Genomic DNA, 16,149 nt, shown 5'->3' on the forward strand with positions numbered 1-16,149 from the left:
AGCCCACGTCAGCTCAGCGCCGCACGCACCTTGCCGGACAGGGCCTTGCCGTCCACGCGACCACGGCCCGCCGCCGCGGCCTGCGCCGCCTTCATCACGGCGCCCATGTCCTTCATCGACGTGGCACCCGTCGCGGCGACCGCCTCGGCCACCAGCGCGTCCAGGTCGGCGTCGCTCAGCGCCGCGGGCAGGTAGCCCTCGATGAAGTCCGCCTCGGCGGTCTCGTTGGCGGCCCGGTCGGTGGCGCCCGCGCCGGCGTAGATCTCGGCGCTCTCGCGGCGCTTCTTCACCTCGGCGGTCAGCACGGCGACGATCTCGTCGTCGTCGAGCTCGCGCGCGACGGGGCCGGACTTGGCGGCGCCGCGGACGGCGGCGATCGCCTGCCGCAACGTCCCGGTGGCGAACGTGTCGCGTGCCTTCATCGCGGTGTGCAGGTCGGTGTCCAGGCGGTCGAGGAGGGTCACGCCCCCATCGTCCCGCGCGACGCAGGCGCCCGCGACGGACTTCCCGGCCGACGACTAGATCGACCCGCCGCGCCGTCAGCCCAGGGTCAGCGCGAACGTCCGCGTCGGGCTGCCGTCCTTGGCCGCCGGACCGGGCACCCCCAGCTCGGTGAACCCCATCCGCCCGAGCAGCCGCACGGAGGCGTCGTTCCCGTCCACCACCACGGCCCGCACCTCCGTCACCCCCAGCGCCGCCGCTCCGTCGAGCAGGGCCGCCACAGCCTCGGACGCCAGTCCCTGCCCCCAGCGGTCGGTGCGGATCGCGTAGCCCAGCTCGGCGGTGCTGTCCGACCTGCGCATCAGCATCACCTCGCCGATCACCGTGCTGCTCGCCCGCTCCACCACGGCCAGGCTGATGGCCTGGCCCGGTTCGGCGGCGTGCGTCAGCGTCAGGCGCTTGTCGAGGGCGGCACCGGTCTGCTCGCGGTCCCGCACCGGCCACGGCGTGTACCGGGTGACCTGCGGGTCCCCGTGGAACAGCAGCAGGTCCTCCAGGTCACCGGCCCGGTGCTCGCGCAGCTCCAACCGTTCCGTGCGCAGCGGCACGTCCAGCACCCAGTCGCTCACCCGTGGACGGTAGCCCGGTCCCGGTCGGGGGAGCCGGTCGTGGCGCGCCGGCGCAGGGCGGTGACGACGATCGGGATCACCGAGACCACCACCACGACGACCGCCAGCAGGTCGATGTTGTGCGCCACGAACGGCACCCGTCCTAGCGCCAGCGCGACGACGGTCAGCCCCACCACCCACAGCAGGGCACCGGTGACGTTCCAGACGACGAACCGCCGGTACCGCAGCCGCGCCGTGCCGGCCACCAGCGGCACGAACGTCCGCACGATCGGCACGAACCGCGCCAGCACCAGCGACACCGGCCCGTACCGGTCGAAGAAGCGCTCGGCCTCCGCCAGCCGCGCGGTGGTCAGCACCTTCGCGTCGTCCGTGAAGAACCGCCGCCCGAACCGGTGGCCGAGCCAGAACCCCGTCTGGTCCCCGGCGACCGCCGCGAGGAACGCCACCACCGCGATCCACACCGGGGACAGCCCCAGCTGACCGCGCAGCAGCACCGCCGTGAGGATCAGGGAGTCGCCGGGCAGGAACGGGAACAGCACCCCGGACTCGATGAAGATCATCACCGCGATCCCCGCCAGCGCCCACGGTCCGAAGGCGTGCAGCAGGGACGCGGGCGACACGGACACGCTGGTGGCCAGCTCGGTGATCACGTGGTCCTCCTCGTGGCGGGTCGTTCCACGGTCGCACCCGATCCCGCCCGGCGCCTGCCGGGGTCGCGGGCTAGCCTCGAGCAGGGCGCGCCTCCGCCGGCGTGGAGACCGCTCCGACCTGCGCAGGGACCGGTTCGCACCGTCCCGCGCAGCCGTTTTCCCGCCGGGGGTCGACACCCTCGGTCCGACGTGAGGACACCCATGGACCACCACCGTCTCGGCAGCAGCGGCCTGCAGGTCAGCTCGATCGTGCTGGGCTGCATGAGCTACGGCGACCCCGCCCGCGGCAACCACGAGTGGAGCCTCCCGGAGGAGGAGAGCCGCGAGTTCGTCCGACGAGCCCTCGAGCTGGGCATCGACACCTTCGACACGGCCGACGTCTACTCCGACGGGTCCAGCGAGGAGATCGTCGGCCGCGCGCTGCGCGACTTCGCGTCCCGCGACGAGGTCGTCCTGGCGACCAAGGTGCACGGCCGCATGCACGCCGGCCCGCACGGCGGCGGCCTGTCCCGCAAGCACATCCTCTCGGCGATCGACGCGAGCCTGACCCGCCTCGGCACCGACTACGTGGACCTGTACCAGATCCACCGCTGGGACCCGCAGGTTCCCATCGAGGAGACCATGGAGGCGCTGCACGACGTGGTGCGCGCCGGCAAGGCCCGGTACATCGGTGCCTCGTCGATGTACGCCTGGCAGCTCGCCAAGGCCCAGTACACCGCCGACCTGGGCGGCTGGACCCGGTTCGTCTCGATGCAGGACCAGTACAACCTCCTGTCCCGCGAGGAGGAGCGGGAGATGCACCCGTTCTGCCTGGACCAGGGCATCGGCGTGCTGCCGTGGTCCCCGCTGGCCCGCGGCCTGCTGACCCGCGAGTGGGGCACGACCACGACGCGCTCGCAGACCGACCGCTTCGGCCAGACCCTCTACCGGCAGAGCGAGGACGCCGACCGGGCGATCGTCGACGCCGTCGGTCGCATCGCCGCCGAGCGCGGGGTGTCCCGGGCGCAGGTGGCGCTCGCGTGGGTGCGTCAGCAGGAGGCGGTCACGGCTCCGATCGTGGGCGCCACCAAGCCGCACCACCTCGACGACGCCGTCGCCTCGCTCGCCGTCCGGCTCGACCCGGAGGAGCTGGCGCAGCTCGAGCAGCCGTACCTCCCGCAGGCCCCGGAAGGGTTCTGACCTCGGAGGTGTTCGTCAGGTCGACGGCGCCACCGGGCAGGTGAGCGGCCGGATGCGGACGACGACCTCGAGGAGAGCACACATGGCACGGATCACGGTTCTGGGCGGCACGGGCTACGCCGGCGGGCACATCGTCCAGGAGGCCGCCGCCCGCGGCCACCAGGTGACCTCGGTCAGCCGCTCGCTGCCCGACCAGCCGGTCGAGGGTGTCACCTACCGCCAGGCGGACGCGCTCGACCCCGCCTACGCGACCGCGGCGGTTGCCGACGCGGACGTGGTGATCGAGGCGCTGTCCCCCCGCGGCGCGCTGACCGGCCGCATCGGCGAGGTGATCGGTGAGCTCGCCGTCGCCGCGCAGGCTGCCGGAGTGCGGCTCGGGGTGATCGGCGGCGCCGGTTCGCTGCACGTCGCCCCTGGCGGTCCGCGCCTGTTCGACACCCCGGAGTTCCCCGCCGAGTACAAGCCCGAGTCGCTCGAGCTGGCCGCCGTGCTCGGCGAGCTGCGCGAGAGCCCCGAGCAGCTCGACTGGTTCTACATCAGCCCTGCGGCGGGCTTCGGCGCCTACGCGCCCGGTGAGCGCACCGGCACGTTCCGGCTGGGGGACGACGTGCTCCTGACGGACGACGAGGGTCGCTCCGACCTGTCCGGCGCGGACCTGGCCATCGCGATCCTCGACGAGGTGGAGAACCCCACCCACCGGCGCACCCGCTTCACGGCCGCCTACTGACCGCGCCGGAGCCGGCGCGCCCGCTCAGCGCGGGCAGGGGGCTGCGCTCGGCGCGGCGCGTCGGCTCCGCCGCACCGCTCGCCGCCGTGGCGGTCGCCTCAGGGTGTTGCGGGAGACGCGAGGCCGCCGTCCGGCAGCACGCCACGTCGCGGCGACGGGTCCACCGGCTCACGCGCGGGGCTCGGCGTCGTCTCCGCCGCCGGCGCCTCGTCGACCAGCAGGGCGTCCGCCAGCACGGGGCTCGACACGGGCTCCGGGGCCGGGCGCCGGTCAGCGGGCGCGCTCGGCGCCGCCGGGTCGTCCGCCTGCACCCGGAACAGCTCTCGGGCGGTGTGCACCAGCAGGCCGATCAGCGCGACGTTGCGGGCGGCGAGCACCAGGGTGACGCCCAGGCCGCCGCCGGTGATCTCCGTGTACTCCCACGGGAACACCAGCTGGGTGGCGGCGCCGACGCCGAGCACCCACTTGGCGGTGGTGCCCCAGCCCGGCAGGCCCAGCACCAGCGCCACGGCGACAGGTGCGGCGAGCCACGTCATGTACTGCGGCGACCCGACCTTGTTGAACACCAGCAGCACCAGGGTCATCAGCATCGCGCCGCGCACCACCAGCTCACCGCGCTTGCTCCGGTGCGCCCACAGCGCCAGGCCGACGCGCTCCCGCTTCCACCACAGCAGCCCGATCGCGGCGGCGGCGGCGATCGGTAGCAGCAGCCCGAGCAGGTCCGCCATCTTCTGCGTCCCGGGCCCGAGCAGCTCCCACGTGACGATCTGCGCGTTCAGCACCCGCTTGATCGACGTGGTGAACAGCGCGGCCAGCACCCAGGGGGTCGCGCCGGGCGCCTCGATCTGCAGGCCGCGCTGCCCCTGCTCGAGCAGGAACGACAGCACGTGCCCCTGCCCGCCGAAGCCGATCGCGGTGCCCATGACGATCGCGGAGACGCCCGCCGCCGGTGCGACCACGTCGCGCCACGGCCTGTGCGCGCCCCAGAACAGCGGGACCAGCAGCGCACCGGGCGCCACCTTGATCCACGCGCCGATGGTCAGCAGGGCGGACGCGACGGCCGGTCGGTCCATGCTCCACAGCAGGGCGGCGATCACCAGGGGGACGACGATGGCGTCGAGCCGGCCCATCGCGATGGGGCCGAGCAGCAGCAGGAAGCCGGTCCACCACCAGCCGCCCACCTGGCCGCGGTCGCGGCGCAGCAGCATCGCCATGGCGAGCACGTCGAGGATCGTCACCATGATCGACCAGGCCAGCGCGTACCCGTGGCCGATCGCCAGCCCGCCGAACCCGGCGGCGAGCATCGGGACCGTCGCACCGATCGGGTACACCCAGCTGGTGTCGATCGCCGGCCACCCGAACCCGTGCACGCCCAGCCACATCCAGTAGCGGTACAGGTCCAGGTCCCAGAACGCCTTCTGCGGGATCAGCCACACGCCGAGCACCGCCAGCCACAGGTGGACCAGCAGGAAGGCGGTCCACACCGCGGGGCGGCTGTGCAGCAGCGTGCGCTTCAGGATGACCTCCGGGGCCGGGCGGGATGTCCTGCCAGGGTAGGTGGAGGTGCTGTGCGAGACGTCGGACGACCACCGGTCACACAGGACCTCCCCAGGTTACGGGCAGATCGTGGCCTGCCCGTGACCTGATCGCAGCCGCGCCGAGACCTTGTGCGGACGCCGGTCCGGGCGGTTGTGACGACGACCACGTCGCCACGCGCCGAGCGCTACGGCTCGCCGCCTCGGCTCAGTGGCCGCTGCCGACGTCGGGCACCGGCGGCACGGGCGGCATCGGCGTCGTCGTGGCGCCGCCGAGGCCCGGTGCGGCGACCACCGGTCCGGTCGTGTCCTCGTCGTCGCGCTCGTCGGGCGCGGGTTCGGCCTTGGGCTCCGTCGCCTTGACCGGGTCGGGGACCTCGTCGAGGCCGGGCTGGGCGTCGTCAGGGGTCTGCGGGACGGTCATCGCGCACCTCCGTGGGGTTCGCGGCGGGCGGTCCGCTCCCGTGCGGCCCGGCACCGCCTTGTCGTCCGTCCGAGCGTCGCACGACCGCCGTGTCCACGCCCGCCGAGCCGCCCACGCGGGCTGTGCCCGGATCACTACTCTTCGTCCCGACGCCCGGGCTGGGCGCGCAGACGATGGAGGAACCGATGGCGTCCTTGTCCTCGAACGGGTCCCAGCGCTGGAGCTGGAAGCTGCACGGCGACGGGCGCACGATCGCCCCCGGCGCCGTGGTGTCCCCGGGTGAACGGCTCAGCTGGCCGCGGACCACCGGGATCGGCCTGCAGCACGTGGTGGCGATGTTCGGCGCCACCTTCCTGGTGCCGCTGCTGACCGGCTTCTCGCCGCAGACCACCCTGTTCTTCTCCGCGATCGGCACCATCGGCTTCCTGCTGATCACCGGCAACCGCCTGCCCAGCTACCTGGGCTCCAGCTTCGCGTTCATCGCGCCGATCGGTGCGGCGACGGCGAGCGGCGGCCAGTCCGTGGCGGTGGGCGGGATCCTGGTCACCGGCCTGCTGCTGGCGATCGTCGGCCTGCTGGTGCACGTCGGCGGGTCGCGCTGGATCGATGCCGTGATGCCGCCGGCGGTCACCGGCACGATCGTCGCGCTGATCGGTCTCAACCTCGCGCCGGCGGCGTGGGGCTCCTGCTCGGCGTCCGGCTGCTCCGGCTTCCGCGCGTCCCCGGTGACGGCCATCGCGACGCTCGGCACCGTGATCCTGGTGACCGTGCTGTTCCGCGGGGTGCTCGGCCGCCTCGCGATCCTCGTCGGCGTCGTCGTCGGCTACCTGGTGGCCACCCTCCGCGGCGAGGTCAACTTCACCGCCGTGCGCCAGGCGTCGCTGTTCGGCCTGCCGCACTTCGTGGCGCCCAAGCTGGACGTGTCCGTCCTCGGCCTGTTCATCCCGGTGGTGCTGGTGCTGATCGCGGAGAACGTCGGCCACGTGAAGTCCGTCGCCGCGATGACCGGCCAGAACCTCGACCCGATCATGGGCCGCGCGCTGCTCGCCGACGGTGTGGCCACCACCCTGGCAGGTCTAGGCGGCGGCTCCGGCACCACCACCTACGCCGAGAACATCGGCGTGATGGCCGCCTCGCGCGTGTACTCCACCGCGGCCTACTGGGTCGCCGCCGCGACGGCGCTGATCCTGTCCATGTCGCCCACGTTCGGCGCCGCGATCGCCACGGTGCCGGCCGGTGTGCTCGGCGGTGCCGCGACCGTGCTGTACGGCATGATCGGCCTGCTCGGCGCCCGGATCTGGGTGCAGAACCGCGTCGACTTCTCCAACCCGGTGAACCTGTTCCCGGCGGCGATCGCCCTGGTGATCGGCATCGCCAACTTCAGCTGGACCGCCGGCAAGCTGCAGTTCCAGGGCATCGCGCTCGGCACCGCCGCCGCGATCGGCCTCTACCACCTGATGCGGGTGCTGGCGAAGTGGCGCGGCACGTCGCAGGAGCCGGCCACGCCGGCCTCCGTGCCCGGTGGCGCGGAGCTGTCCGAGGAGCCCTCGGTCACCAGCGACCGGGTCTGACGGCCCGTCCGGTCACGACGAAGGAGCGCCCCGCGGTCGTCACGACGCGGGGCGCTCCTTCGTGCCAGGGGTGTGCATCGGGACGCGGTGCCCGCACGGCGTGGCGCGCCGTCCGGACGCTGTGCCCGTCAGGACTTGGTCGGTGTCGGCGTCGCCGCCGGCTTGGCGCTCGCCTGCGCCGCCAGCTGCTCGACCGGCACGCAGCCGGGCTGCCCGACGAGCGGCGTGCTCGGGTCGAGCCCGACCTGGTCGTTCGGGACCAGGGTGTCGAAGTCGCTGCCCAGGGTGACGTCCACCGTCGCGTCCTTGGGGTCGGCACGGGCGATCAGCAGCAGCACGGGGTTCTTGAAGTGCGCGGCGACCGTGTACGCCTGCGCGACACCGGCCACGCCGAACGAGATCTGCTCGGAGCCGATGAACTGCGTGGTGGCGTTGGCGGTGGTGCCGATGGTGAACCCTGCCTGACCGAGCGCCACGGCCGCGGATGCCGCCAGCCCCGCCCGGTTGGCGCCGTTGTAGACGTTCACCTTGATGGTGTTGGCCGCCACGGGCAGCGCGCCCTGCGGCGGGCACGGCGCCGGCTGCCGCGTGACGCTCGGCGTCGGCTTGCTGGAGAAGCCGCGGGCGAAGAACGGCACGTTGAGGTTGCCGGTGTAGATCGCCGCCGCGGACACGCCGGCCACTGCCAGGATCGCGAGCAGGATGCCGAAGATCACCGCCTGCCGCTCGTGCACGTGACGGCGGCGCAGCGCGCGGGCGCGGTCCGGGTCGGTCATTCGATCACCAGCACACGCGCGTGCAGCACCGGACGCTGCTGGAGCGCGGCACGGACGGCCCGGTGCAGCCCGTCCTCGAGGTACAGCACGCCCTTGTACTGCACCACGTGGGCGAACAGGTCGCCGTAGAAGGTGGAGTCCTCGGCCAGCAGCGCGTCGAGGTCGAGCGTGCGCTTGGTGGTGACCAGCTCGTCCAGGCGAACCTGGCGCGGGGCCACGGCGGCCCACTGCTTGGCCGTCGTCAGCCCGTGGTCGGGGTACGGACGGCTGTCCCCCACAGCCTTGAAGATCACGGACGCGAGTCTAGGGGGCCGCGACCAGGCACGACGGGTCGACGCGTGAGGCACACCGTCCCCTCACGTCGCCCGCCCTCAGTCGAGGTATCCCTCGACCTCCGCGGCAGGCCGCTCGTGCGCGCCGTCGGGATCGGCGCCGGCCTCCCGCAGCGCGCGGCGCTGGCGCAGCAGGTCCCACGCCTGGTCGAGCTCCACCTCGAGCTGCGCGATCCGCTCGGCCGTCTGCACGTGCCCGTCCCCGGCCCGGCCCTGCTCGACGGCCTCTCGCAGCGCGTGCTCCTGAAGCATCAGCTGGTCGATGCGGTCCAGGATCTGCTGGTCGTCCACGGTGCCTCCCGGTGGCTGCGACGGCGTCGTCACCTGGGCCGCAGCATGGCACGGGCGATCGGCCGCGGCACCCGGACGGTGCCGACGTCCCCGGACGCGCGAAAGGCGCCCCACCACGCAGGTGGAGCGCCCTTCGTCTGCCGGCGTACGCCGGCGAGGCCGTGATCAGGCAGGCGTGACGTTCGAGGCCTGCGGGCCCTTCGGGCCCTGCTGCACGTCGAACGAGACGCGCTGGTTCTCCTCGAGCGAGCGGTAGCCGGACGAGGCGATGGCCGAGTAGTGGACGAAGACGTCCGGGCCGCCGTCCTCGGGGGCGATGAAGCCGAAGCCCTTCTCGGCGTTGAACCACTTCACGACGCCAGTAGGCATGTGCGTTCTCCTTGCGGTTGGTGTTCGACCCCGACGACCGGGACCGGTGAATCACGGTGGTCGTCGTCCGCTCCGGAGAACCGGGGGGAAGATCTCTGCACTGCGACTACGTCGGCCACCCTAACCGGAGGGCGTCCGACGCGGCAACGGTGTTCCGCTGCGGGCTGATCAGACGGCGAGCCGCTCGGCGCGGTCGCGCAGGCCGCGCAGCATCTTCTGGGTCATGACGAAGCTGACCACGCTGACCGGCTCGACCAGCAGGGCGGCACCTCGGCGCGTGTAGCCGTAGCGCTCTCGCACCACCAGCCGGGTGCCGCCGTCACGGCCGCGGCGCAGCACGAACGCCCAGGTGAAGTCGTACGGCGGGGCGCCGGCGGACGACGCCGTGGAGCCGGTGACGCCGACGGCTCCGCGGACCACCAGCGCCCGTCCGGGCTCCACGGCGACCACCTCGAGGGCCACCTCGGGGTGCAGCCGGAACGGGTCACCCACCCGCACGTCCTGCCACCGGGCCTCCACCCGGTCGGCGGAACGCACGTCGCAGCCGACCAGGTTCTCCAGGCAGTCGTAGGAGTAGAAGCCGCCGCGACCCTGACCGAGCTGGGCCACCCACGGCCACACCTGGTCCGGTGCGGCCGCGATGCCGACGACGCGGGTGGCCACCAGGTCGGGGGAGGCGATCAGGTCGTCACCCGGCAGGTGGGCGTCGAGCTCCGCCTCGGTGGCGCCGAACTGCAGCATCCAGGTGCGGATCACGGGGAGCGCGGCTCCGACCGCCATGGCCGCCGCGATGGCGAGCACACGGGCCGGCGGCCGCGGTGGCGGCGGGGGCAGCAGGGGCGTCCGCGTCGTCATGCGTCGAGCAGACCACCCGCCTCGCGCCCCGCGCCAGAGGCGAACGTCCCGCGGATCAGACGGTTGCGGGCAGGCCCGTCGTCTGGTCGGCGTGCTGCAGCGCGGACCGCAGGACGCCCGCCCAGCGGCCCGACTCGTCCACCACGAAGCAGAACTCGTTGCCCTCCGGGTCCTGCAGCACCACATAGCCGTCACCGTTCTCCCGCAGCTCCTGGTGGCCGGTGCGGTGCGCACCGAGCGCCTCGGCACGGGCCACCGCGGCAGCGGCGTCCGGCACGCGGACGTCCAGGTGCACGCGGTTCTTCGGGGCGGGCTTCGGCTCGGGCACCTGCTGGAACGCCACGATCAACGGGGTGGCGTCCACGACCGCCCAGCCCGGGTCGACCAGCGCCCACCGCGCCTCGAGCACCTGAGCCCAGAACCGCGCGAGCGCTGCCGGCTCCGCGCAGTCGACGACGACCTCCTGCACCACTGCTGCCATGGCCGGGACCGTAGCGGCTCCCGCCGACAGGCTGCCCTGACCTCGGGATTCGGTCTCCCGCAACCTCCTGGAGCGGGCCATGCTGGACACAGGGCTCCCTGCGAGGAGGTCCGAGGAGGTCGACGATGACCGCGCGCGGCTGGGCGATCGAGACGGTGGGCCTGACCAAGCGGTTCGGCTCGGTGCTGGCGCTGGACCGGCTGGACCTGAGGGTGACGCCGGGGGAGACGTTCGGCTTCCTGGGGCCCAACGGTGCCGGGAAGTCCACCACCATCCGCCTGCTGCTCAACCTGATCCGGCCGGACGCCGGCACGGCACGGGTGCATGGCATCCCCGTGACGGACGTGCGGCGGGCGCACCGGCACATCGGGTACATGCCCGGCGACGTGGCGCTGTGGCCGCAGCTGACCGGCACCGAGACCCTCGAGCTGTTCGCCAACCTCGCCGGCGGGGTCGACCCGGCGTACCGCACCGAGCTGCTCGAGCGCCTCCAGCTGGACCCGTCGCGCCGCGTCGGCACCTACTCGCGCGGCACCCGGCAGAAGTTGGCGCTGGTGGTCGCGCTGATGACCAGGGCGGACGTGCTGCTGCTGGACGAGCCGACGGCCGGTCTGGACCCGCTGATGGAGGAGGTGTTCCAGGCGCTGGTCCGCGAGGCGGCGAGCCGCGGCCAGACCGTCTTCCTCAGCTCGCACATCCTCGACGAGGTGCAGGACCTGTGCGACCGCGTCGCGATGCTGCGCGCCGGCCGGCTGGTGGAGGTGGCGACCCTCGACGAGCTGCGTCGCATGGGTGCGACCGTGGTGGAGCTGGTGGTGGACGGGCCGGTGCCGGCGCTGGCCGGCGTGCCCGGCGTCGCCAGCGTGGAACCGATGCCCGGCGTGCTGGGTGGGCTGCGCGTGACCCTCGACGGGCCGCCGGCCGCCCTGCTGCGCGTGCTGGCCGACGTGCAGGTGGTGCGGCTGCGCACGCCGGAGCGCTCGCTGGAGGAGGCGTTCCTTGCGTACTACTGACGAGCGTCCGACGGCCGGGCCGACGGCATGGCAGGGTGCGGTGGCGCAGCGCTCGACGACAGCTGCGCTGACGACGTCGGCCGGTGCGGGGACGCGGCAGACGGCACCGGCGGTTCGTCGGCACCACGTGCACCGGGCCGGTCCCGCCACCGGTGCTGCGGCCGCGCGGCGGCCCGGTGGTGCGGCCACGGCCGCGGCCCTGACCGCGCGGCTGCTGCGGCGCGGGACGGCGGCGATCGCGCTGGCCGCGGCGGCCTACGTGGCGATCGAGGGGATCACGTTCCGGGTGGCGTACCCCGAGGCGTCGGACCGGGCGACGCTGCTCGAGTGGTCGCGGAACCAGTCGATCCGGCTGATCTCCGGCCCCGGCGCCGGCGTGGACACGGTCGGCGGGTTCACCGTCTGGGACGCCGGCTGGATGATCGAGCTGGTCGCGGCGGCGTGGGCGATCACGACGACCGCGCGCGTGCTGCGGGCCGACGAGCGGACCGGCCGGCACGACCCGGTGCTGGCGCAGCCCCTGCGGCCGGTGCAGCTGCTCGGCGCCCAGCTCGGGGTGCTGCTCGGCGCCTGCGTGCTGATCGGGCTCGCTGCGACGGCCGCCTTCGTGGCGGTCGGTGGTCAGCTGACCGGGTCCGTGCTGATGGGCGGCCTGCTGGCGTTGTTCGCCGGCACCGCCGTGCTGCTGACCGCGGTGACCAGCCAGCTGTTCGGCTCCCGCGGCGGGGCCGGGGGCGTGGCGGCCGCGGTGATCGGCATCGCGCTGCCCCTGCGAGTCGCCTCGAACAGCGCGCCGTCGCGGGCCTGGCTCGGCTGGCTCACGCCGTTCGGCTGGACCGACCACCTCGCACCGTTCGGCGCGAACCGGGTGGCGGTGCTGGCGGTCCCGCTCGTCGTCGTCGCCGTGCTCGGCACCCTGGCCGTGCGGCTGCGGCTGCGCCGCGACACCGGGGCCGGGCTGCTGGTGCGGCACCGGGCCGACCGCTCGCGGCACTGGGGACTGAGCAGCCCGGTGGCGCTCGCGACGCGGACGGGGCTGGGGTCGCTCCTCGCGTGGGCCGGTGCTCTGGTGGTGTGGCTCGGGATGTTCGGGTCGCTCGTGCCGACGGTGACGGGGTTCCTCGACCAGGACCCGTCGTACCAGCAGCTGCTGTCCGCGATGGGCATGGCGCCCGGCGACTACGTGCGGGGGTTCGTCGGCATGGTGGGCACCATCGCCGGTGTCGCGGTCGCGGCGCAGGTCGCGTTCCGGGTCGGTGCCGCCCGGGCGGAGGAGGCCGCCGGACGGTTGGACCTGCTGCTGGCCGCTCCGCTGCCGCGCTGGCGGTGGCTGGCGGGCCACGTGGTGGTCCTGGTGGTCGGTGCGGTGGGGCTGGTCGCCGTGGCGGGTGCCGCGTTCTGGGTGGGTGCCACGTCCGCCGGTGCCCATGTCACGGTGCCGGACGCCGTGGTGTCGGCACTGAACCCGCTGCCGGTGGTGCTCTTGTTCGCCGGGCTCGACGTGCTGCTGCTCGGCGTGGCACCTCGCCTGGTGGTGCCCGTCGGCACCGGCGTCGCGGTCGCGGCGTACCTGGTGCAGACCCTCGGCCCGCTGCTGACGTGGCCCGACTGGGTGCTGAACCTCTCGCCGTTCCACCACCTCGCCACGGTGCCGATCGCCGACGTGGCGTGGCCCGCGGCCTGGGTGATGACGGGGATCGCCGTGGCACTGGCGGCGGCCGGCGCGGCGGCGCTGTGGCGGCGCGACCTGGTGGGCGCCTGAGGATCTCGCCTGGTCAGCGTCCTGCAAGGCCCTGCCACCGGACCGCGGCGGGGTGGAGACTGACAGCGAGGACATCGTCGTCCGAAGGATGTGAGCACCATGTCCGCCCAGTCGCCGTCCGCCTCCACGCCCCGTGACCCCACGTCGGCCTCGTCGTCACCCGCCTCGTCGTCGGCCGGCTGGTCGGCCCCGCGCCGGCCGCAGCGTCGGCCCACCCTCACCTTCCTCGGCGCGGCAGGGACCGTGACCGGCAGCAAGTTCCTGGTGGAGACGCCGGACGCGCGCGTCCTGGTCGACTGCGGGCTGTTCCAGGGACCGCAGGAGTGGCGGCGACGCAACTGGGACCGGCTGCCGGTGGAGCCGTCGAGCATCGACGCCGTGGTGCTGACCCACGCGCACCTCGACCACTGCGGGTACCTGCCGCTGCTGACCCGGCACGGGTTCAACGGACCGGTGGTGTGCAGCCGCGACACCGCCCGGCTGGCGAGCATCGTGCTGCGGGACGCCGCGCACCTCGAGGAGGAGCAGGCCGAGTACGCCCGCGACGCCGGGTTCAGCAAGCACTCGCCGGCGCTGCCGCTGTTCGACACGTCGGACGCCGAGCAGGCGATCTCCCTGTTCCGGCCGCACGACGGGGCCGAGCCGGTCGCGCTGCCCGGCGGCATGCAGGTGTCGCTCCACCCGTCGGCGCACATCCTCGGCTCGACGTTCGCCGTCCTCGACGTGGACGGGGTCCGCGTGCTGTTCACCGGGGACATGGGTCGTGCCGTGCACCCGCTGCTGCAGCCGCCCGCCGCCGCGGTGGACGCCGACGTGGTGGTCACCGAGTCGACGTACGGCGGCCGCCTGCACGAGCGTGGTGGCCGGGAGGCGCTCGCCGCCGCGGTCACCCGGACCGTCGGCCGCGGGGGTGTGTGCCTGCTGCCGGCGTTCGCCATCGACCGCACGGCGGTGCTGCTGGTGACGCTGTCCGAGCTGCGCGAGTCGGGCGGCATCCCGGACGTGCCGATCTACGTCGACAGCCCGATGGCCCTGCGTGCCCTCGAGGTGTACCGGCAGGCCTTCGCGTCGCACGACCCCGTGTTGCGTCCCGAGGTGCTGGCCGCCCACGCGGTGCTGACAGCCCCCGGCGTGCACCTGGCCAGCACCCGTGAGCAGTCCGAGCGGCTGAACCACCCCGACCACCCGTGCGTGATCATCTCGGCGTCCGGCATGGCCACAGGCGGGCGCGTGCTGCACCACCTCGCCTCCCAGCTGCCGGTGCGCGACAACGCCGTGATCCTTACGGGCTACCAGGTGGCCGGCACGCGCGGCGCCGCGCTCGCGGAGGGCGCCCGGCAGGTGAAGATCCACGGCGAGTACGTGCCGGTGCGCGCCGAGGTGGTGGTGGTCGACGGCTTCTCGGCGCACGCCGACGCCGACGAGCTGATCGCCTGGTTCTCCACGGTGAGCCCGCCGCGGACCGCCTACGTGGTGCACGGCGAGCCGGACTCGGCCGAGACGTTCGCCGAGCGGCTCGACGAGGAGCTCGGCTGGAACGCCGTGGTGCCGCGCTACCTCGAGCGCGTGGTGCTGCGCGCCCGGGTGGACCCGACGCCGCGATGAGGTCCGCCGCACACGTCGGCGCTCGGAGGAGCAAGGACCGAACCACCGCGTGGCGCTCTCGCGCGCTCGTCCGACGCGGCGACCGGTTGGTGGTGCGCGGCGGACCAGTTCCACCCCGGGTGCGAGGACACCAGCAGCACGGGTCCGGGCTGCAGCGGCCCGCCGGCGTCGGACCGGGAGCGGCCGACTGCGGACGTCCCGCTGTCCCTGCAGCAGGGTGCGAGCGCCTGGCCGCTGGGATCGGCGGCAGCCGGACCCCGTGCGGAGCACTACCCGGTCGCGTTCGACGTGGTGGTGCCCGACTCCGTCGCGCCGGGCGCTGCGACCCTCCGGGTGGGATCGGTCGACGTCCCGCTGGCGGTGCAGGTCTAGGCGGCCGCACCGAGGACGGGGAAGGTTCTCGCGCCGTGCGCCCGGTGTACGTACACGGGGCGTACAGCGTGAGAGGGCGGTCCGGTCCCCGCGGGCCCGGCCGCCGGGTGCGGACGACCGTGCCCGGCCTGCGGCCGCTCAGCCGGGGAGGGTCGAGACGGTCACCCAGCCGGCCGGCTGAGCGACCGTCTCCAGCTCCGCGCAGGTCAGCTCGATCGCCGAGGCGGCGTCGCCGCACGCCGGGAACACCGACTCGAACCGCTGCAGCGACGTGTCCAGCCACACGGTGGCGGACTCCGGGTTGCCGAACGGGCACACGCCACCGGGCTCGTGCCCGGTCAGCCGCTCGACGTCCTCTCCGCCGAGCATCCGCGCCTTGAGCCCGAACGCCTGCTTGAAGCCGGCGTTGTCCAGACGGGCGTCGCCGGCCAGCACGACGAGGATCGCCGTGCCCGGGTCGGCCCCGCGGAAGCTGAGCGTCTTGGCGATCCGCTGCGGGGCGACGCCGAGCGCCTGCGCCGCGAGCTCGACGGTGGCGCTGGAGTGCTCTGTGACGATCACGTCGCCGGCGCGCCCGTAGCGGGCGAGGTGGTCGCGGGCGCGGTCCAGGGACATGGTGCGGCTCCTCGTCGGGCGGCTCAGCCGCAGGTGTCGCAGATGCCGGTGGCGGGCAGCGTCATGAAGCAGGTGGGGCAGATGGCGGGGGCCTCGTCGACCACCGCGGAGCGTGACGCCGCCGTCCGGCTCGAGGGCGTGCGCGGTGCCGAGGACCGCGTGCGCGCGGCCGGTCGCGGGGCGACGGCCCGGGCCGCGGAGGCCGAGAAGGGCTCGTGCACCTCGAAGCCGCGCTTGCGCAGCAGCGCGACCGCAGCGTCCATGCCGTGGAACTCGTCGGCGGGTGCCAGCCGGCCGGTGGCCAGCCGGTGCGCCACGCCGAGCACCGCGCGCGCGTCGTAGCTGAGCCCCTCATGGACCACCGTGTACTCGTCCTGCGGCGGGAAGCCATACAGGCGGAGGAACTCGGCCCCACCGCGCTCGTCGTACTCAGAGAGGGTCTGGATCACGTGCTGTCGCGTCACGGAGGAGAAGGTGGCCACGGCCAGCCAGGGTACGTCGCGCACCTGGAAGGCCCCGCGC

19 protein-coding genes are annotated in these 16,149 nt (G+C 73.9%); 6 read left to right on the plus strand and 13 right to left on the minus strand.

Annotated elements, in window-relative coordinates; genetic code table 11:
- Positions 1-8 precede the first annotated feature (8 nt).
- The 3 genes from ACFQTY_RS08300 to ACFQTY_RS08310 form a co-directional block, all read right to left on the minus strand.
- Positions 9-464, minus strand: coding sequence for a GatB/YqeY domain-containing protein (locus tag ACFQTY_RS08300; RefSeq protein ID WP_378099313.1), 456 nt, complete (start codon positions 462-464; stop codon positions 9-11).
- Between the two features lie 75 nt (positions 465-539).
- Positions 540-1,070 carry a GNAT family N-acetyltransferase gene (locus tag ACFQTY_RS08305; RefSeq protein WP_378099316.1) on the minus strand — a complete coding sequence of 177 codons (531 nt, stop codon included), beginning with the start codon at positions 1,068-1,070 and terminating at the stop codon, positions 540-542.
- A complete protein-coding gene (locus tag ACFQTY_RS08310) occupies positions 1,067-1,720 on the minus strand; it encodes a DedA family protein (RefSeq protein WP_378099318.1) in 654 nt (217 codons plus the stop codon). The genes ACFQTY_RS08305 and ACFQTY_RS08310 overlap by 4 nt, the downstream gene beginning before the upstream one ends.
- 201 nt (positions 1,721-1,921) lie before the next feature.
- Here ACFQTY_RS08310 and ACFQTY_RS08315 point away from each other — a divergent pair, with 201 nt between their 5' ends.
- The gene (locus tag ACFQTY_RS08315; protein ID WP_378099320.1) at positions 1,922-2,899 is read left to right on the plus strand and encodes an aldo/keto reductase; all 978 of its coding nucleotides are present in this window, start codon (positions 1,922-1,924) and stop codon (positions 2,897-2,899) included.
- Positions 2,900-2,981: 82 nt separating this feature from the next.
- The gene (locus ACFQTY_RS08320; protein WP_378099322.1) at positions 2,982-3,626 is read left to right on the plus strand and encodes an NAD(P)-dependent oxidoreductase; all 645 of its coding nucleotides are present in this window, start codon (positions 2,982-2,984) and stop codon (positions 3,624-3,626) included.
- 98 nt (positions 3,627-3,724) lie between these two features.
- Here ACFQTY_RS08320 and ACFQTY_RS08325 read toward each other — a convergent pair whose 3' ends face one another.
- Positions 3,725-5,110 (minus strand): hypothetical protein, encoded by a 1,386-nt coding sequence (locus ACFQTY_RS08325; protein WP_378099324.1) that lies wholly within the window; start codon positions 5,108-5,110, stop codon positions 3,725-3,727.
- Between the two features lie 259 nt (positions 5,111-5,369).
- Positions 5,370-5,585, minus strand: coding sequence for a hypothetical protein (locus ACFQTY_RS08330; protein ID WP_378099326.1), 216 nt, complete (start codon positions 5,583-5,585; stop codon positions 5,370-5,372).
- Positions 5,586-5,770: 185 nt separating this feature from the next.
- On the opposite strand from ACFQTY_RS08330, the gene ACFQTY_RS08335 reads away from it, so the two are divergent.
- A complete protein-coding gene (locus ACFQTY_RS08335; protein ID WP_378099328.1) occupies positions 5,771-7,156 on the plus strand; it encodes a uracil-xanthine permease family protein in 1,386 nt (461 codons plus the stop codon).
- Between the two features lie 128 nt (positions 7,157-7,284).
- On the opposite strand, the gene ACFQTY_RS08340 is transcribed toward ACFQTY_RS08335, so the two are convergent.
- From ACFQTY_RS08340 to ACFQTY_RS08365, 6 genes are all read right to left on the minus strand, one after another.
- Entirely contained in the window at positions 7,285-7,932 is a 648-nt protein-coding gene (locus ACFQTY_RS08340) for a LytR C-terminal domain-containing protein (RefSeq protein ID WP_337974317.1), read from the minus strand.
- Positions 7,929-8,225 (minus strand): type II toxin-antitoxin system VapB family antitoxin, encoded by a 297-nt coding sequence (locus ACFQTY_RS08345; protein ID WP_337974318.1) that lies wholly within the window; start codon positions 8,223-8,225, stop codon positions 7,929-7,931. Before ACFQTY_RS08345 ends, ACFQTY_RS08340 begins: the two co-directional genes overlap by 4 nt.
- 78 nt (positions 8,226-8,303) lie before the next feature.
- Complete coding sequence (locus ACFQTY_RS08350; RefSeq protein ID WP_378099331.1) at positions 8,304-8,555, minus strand: DUF2630 family protein; 252 nt, start codon at positions 8,553-8,555, stop codon at positions 8,304-8,306.
- Between the two features lie 165 nt (positions 8,556-8,720).
- A complete protein-coding gene (locus ACFQTY_RS08355; protein ID WP_337974320.1) occupies positions 8,721-8,924 on the minus strand; it encodes a cold-shock protein in 204 nt (67 codons plus the stop codon).
- A gap of 168 nt (positions 8,925-9,092) precedes the next feature.
- Positions 9,093-9,779: an SRPBCC family protein gene (locus ACFQTY_RS08360; protein ID WP_378099334.1), complete on the minus strand. Its 687-nt coding sequence runs from the start codon at positions 9,777-9,779 to the stop codon at positions 9,093-9,095.
- A 55-nt stretch (positions 9,780-9,834) separates the two neighbouring features.
- Positions 9,835-10,260 carry a VOC family protein gene (locus ACFQTY_RS08365; protein ID WP_378099336.1) on the minus strand — a complete coding sequence of 142 codons (426 nt, stop codon included), beginning with the start codon at positions 10,258-10,260 and terminating at the stop codon, positions 9,835-9,837.
- Positions 10,261-10,385: 125 nt separating this feature from the next.
- Between ACFQTY_RS08365 and ACFQTY_RS08370 the strand changes: the two genes are divergently transcribed.
- From ACFQTY_RS08370 to ACFQTY_RS08380, 3 genes are all read left to right on the plus strand, one after another.
- The gene (locus ACFQTY_RS08370) at positions 10,386-11,273 is read left to right on the plus strand and encodes an ABC transporter ATP-binding protein (protein ID WP_378099339.1); all 888 of its coding nucleotides are present in this window, start codon (positions 10,386-10,388) and stop codon (positions 11,271-11,273) included.
- Positions 11,260-13,035 carry a hypothetical protein gene (locus ACFQTY_RS08375; protein ID WP_378099341.1) on the plus strand — a complete coding sequence of 592 codons (1,776 nt, stop codon included), beginning with the start codon at positions 11,260-11,262 and terminating at the stop codon, positions 13,033-13,035. Before ACFQTY_RS08370 ends, ACFQTY_RS08375 begins: the two co-directional genes overlap by 14 nt.
- Positions 13,036-13,134: 99 nt before the next feature.
- Positions 13,135-14,640 carry an MBL fold metallo-hydrolase RNA specificity domain-containing protein gene (locus ACFQTY_RS08380; protein WP_378099343.1) on the plus strand — a complete coding sequence of 502 codons (1,506 nt, stop codon included), beginning with the start codon at positions 13,135-13,137 and terminating at the stop codon, positions 14,638-14,640.
- Between the two features lie 510 nt (positions 14,641-15,150).
- Here ACFQTY_RS08380 and ACFQTY_RS08385 read toward each other — a convergent pair.
- Together ACFQTY_RS08385 and ACFQTY_RS08390 are read right to left on the minus strand one after the other, a co-directional pair.
- Positions 15,151-15,627, minus strand: a complete 477-nt coding sequence (locus tag ACFQTY_RS08385; RefSeq protein WP_378099345.1) for a YbaK/EbsC family protein — start codon at positions 15,625-15,627, stop codon at positions 15,151-15,153.
- 23 nt (positions 15,628-15,650) lie between these two features.
- Positions 15,651-16,109: a hypothetical protein gene (locus ACFQTY_RS08390; protein WP_378099347.1), complete on the minus strand. Its 459-nt coding sequence runs from the start codon at positions 16,107-16,109 to the stop codon at positions 15,651-15,653.
- Positions 16,110-16,149: the final 40 nt, after the last annotated feature.

The sequence above is a fragment of the Cellulomonas sp. T2.31MG-18 genome (assembly GCF_964266755.1).
GTDB lineage: Bacteria > Actinomycetota > Actinomycetes > Actinomycetales > Cellulomonadaceae > Cellulomonas.

Bases quoted from the DNA above. Each gene is read 5' to 3' on its own strand.
- ACFQTY_RS08380 (WP_378099343.1), top strand. From the start codon at position 13,135: ATGTCCGCCCAGTCGCCGTCCGCCTCCACGCCCCGTGACCCCACGTCG.
- ACFQTY_RS08330 (WP_378099326.1), bottom strand. From the start codon at position 5,585: ATGACCGTCCCGCAGACCCCTGACGACGCCCAGCCCGGCCTCGACGAG.
- ACFQTY_RS08360 (WP_378099334.1), bottom strand. From the start codon at position 9,779: ATGACGACGCGGACGCCCCTGCTGCCCCCGCCGCCACCGCGGCCGCCG.
- ACFQTY_RS08340 (WP_337974317.1), bottom strand. From the start codon at position 7,932: ATGACCGACCCGGACCGCGCCCGCGCGCTGCGCCGCCGTCACGTGCAC.
- ACFQTY_RS08315 (WP_378099320.1), top strand. From the start codon at position 1,922: ATGGACCACCACCGTCTCGGCAGCAGCGGCCTGCAGGTCAGCTCGATC.
- ACFQTY_RS08335 (WP_378099328.1), top strand. From the start codon at position 5,771: ATGGCGTCCTTGTCCTCGAACGGGTCCCAGCGCTGGAGCTGGAAGCTG.
- ACFQTY_RS08355 (WP_337974320.1), bottom strand. From the start codon at position 8,924: ATGCCTACTGGCGTCGTGAAGTGGTTCAACGCCGAGAAGGGCTTCGGC.
- ACFQTY_RS08365 (WP_378099336.1), bottom strand. From the start codon at position 10,260: ATGGCAGCAGTGGTGCAGGAGGTCGTCGTCGACTGCGCGGAGCCGGCA.
- ACFQTY_RS08320 (WP_378099322.1), top strand. From the start codon at position 2,982: ATGGCACGGATCACGGTTCTGGGCGGCACGGGCTACGCCGGCGGGCAC.
- ACFQTY_RS08370 (WP_378099339.1), top strand. From the start codon at position 10,386: ATGACCGCGCGCGGCTGGGCGATCGAGACGGTGGGCCTGACCAAGCGG.
- ACFQTY_RS08385 (WP_378099345.1), bottom strand. From the start codon at position 15,627: ATGTCCCTGGACCGCGCCCGCGACCACCTCGCCCGCTACGGGCGCGCC.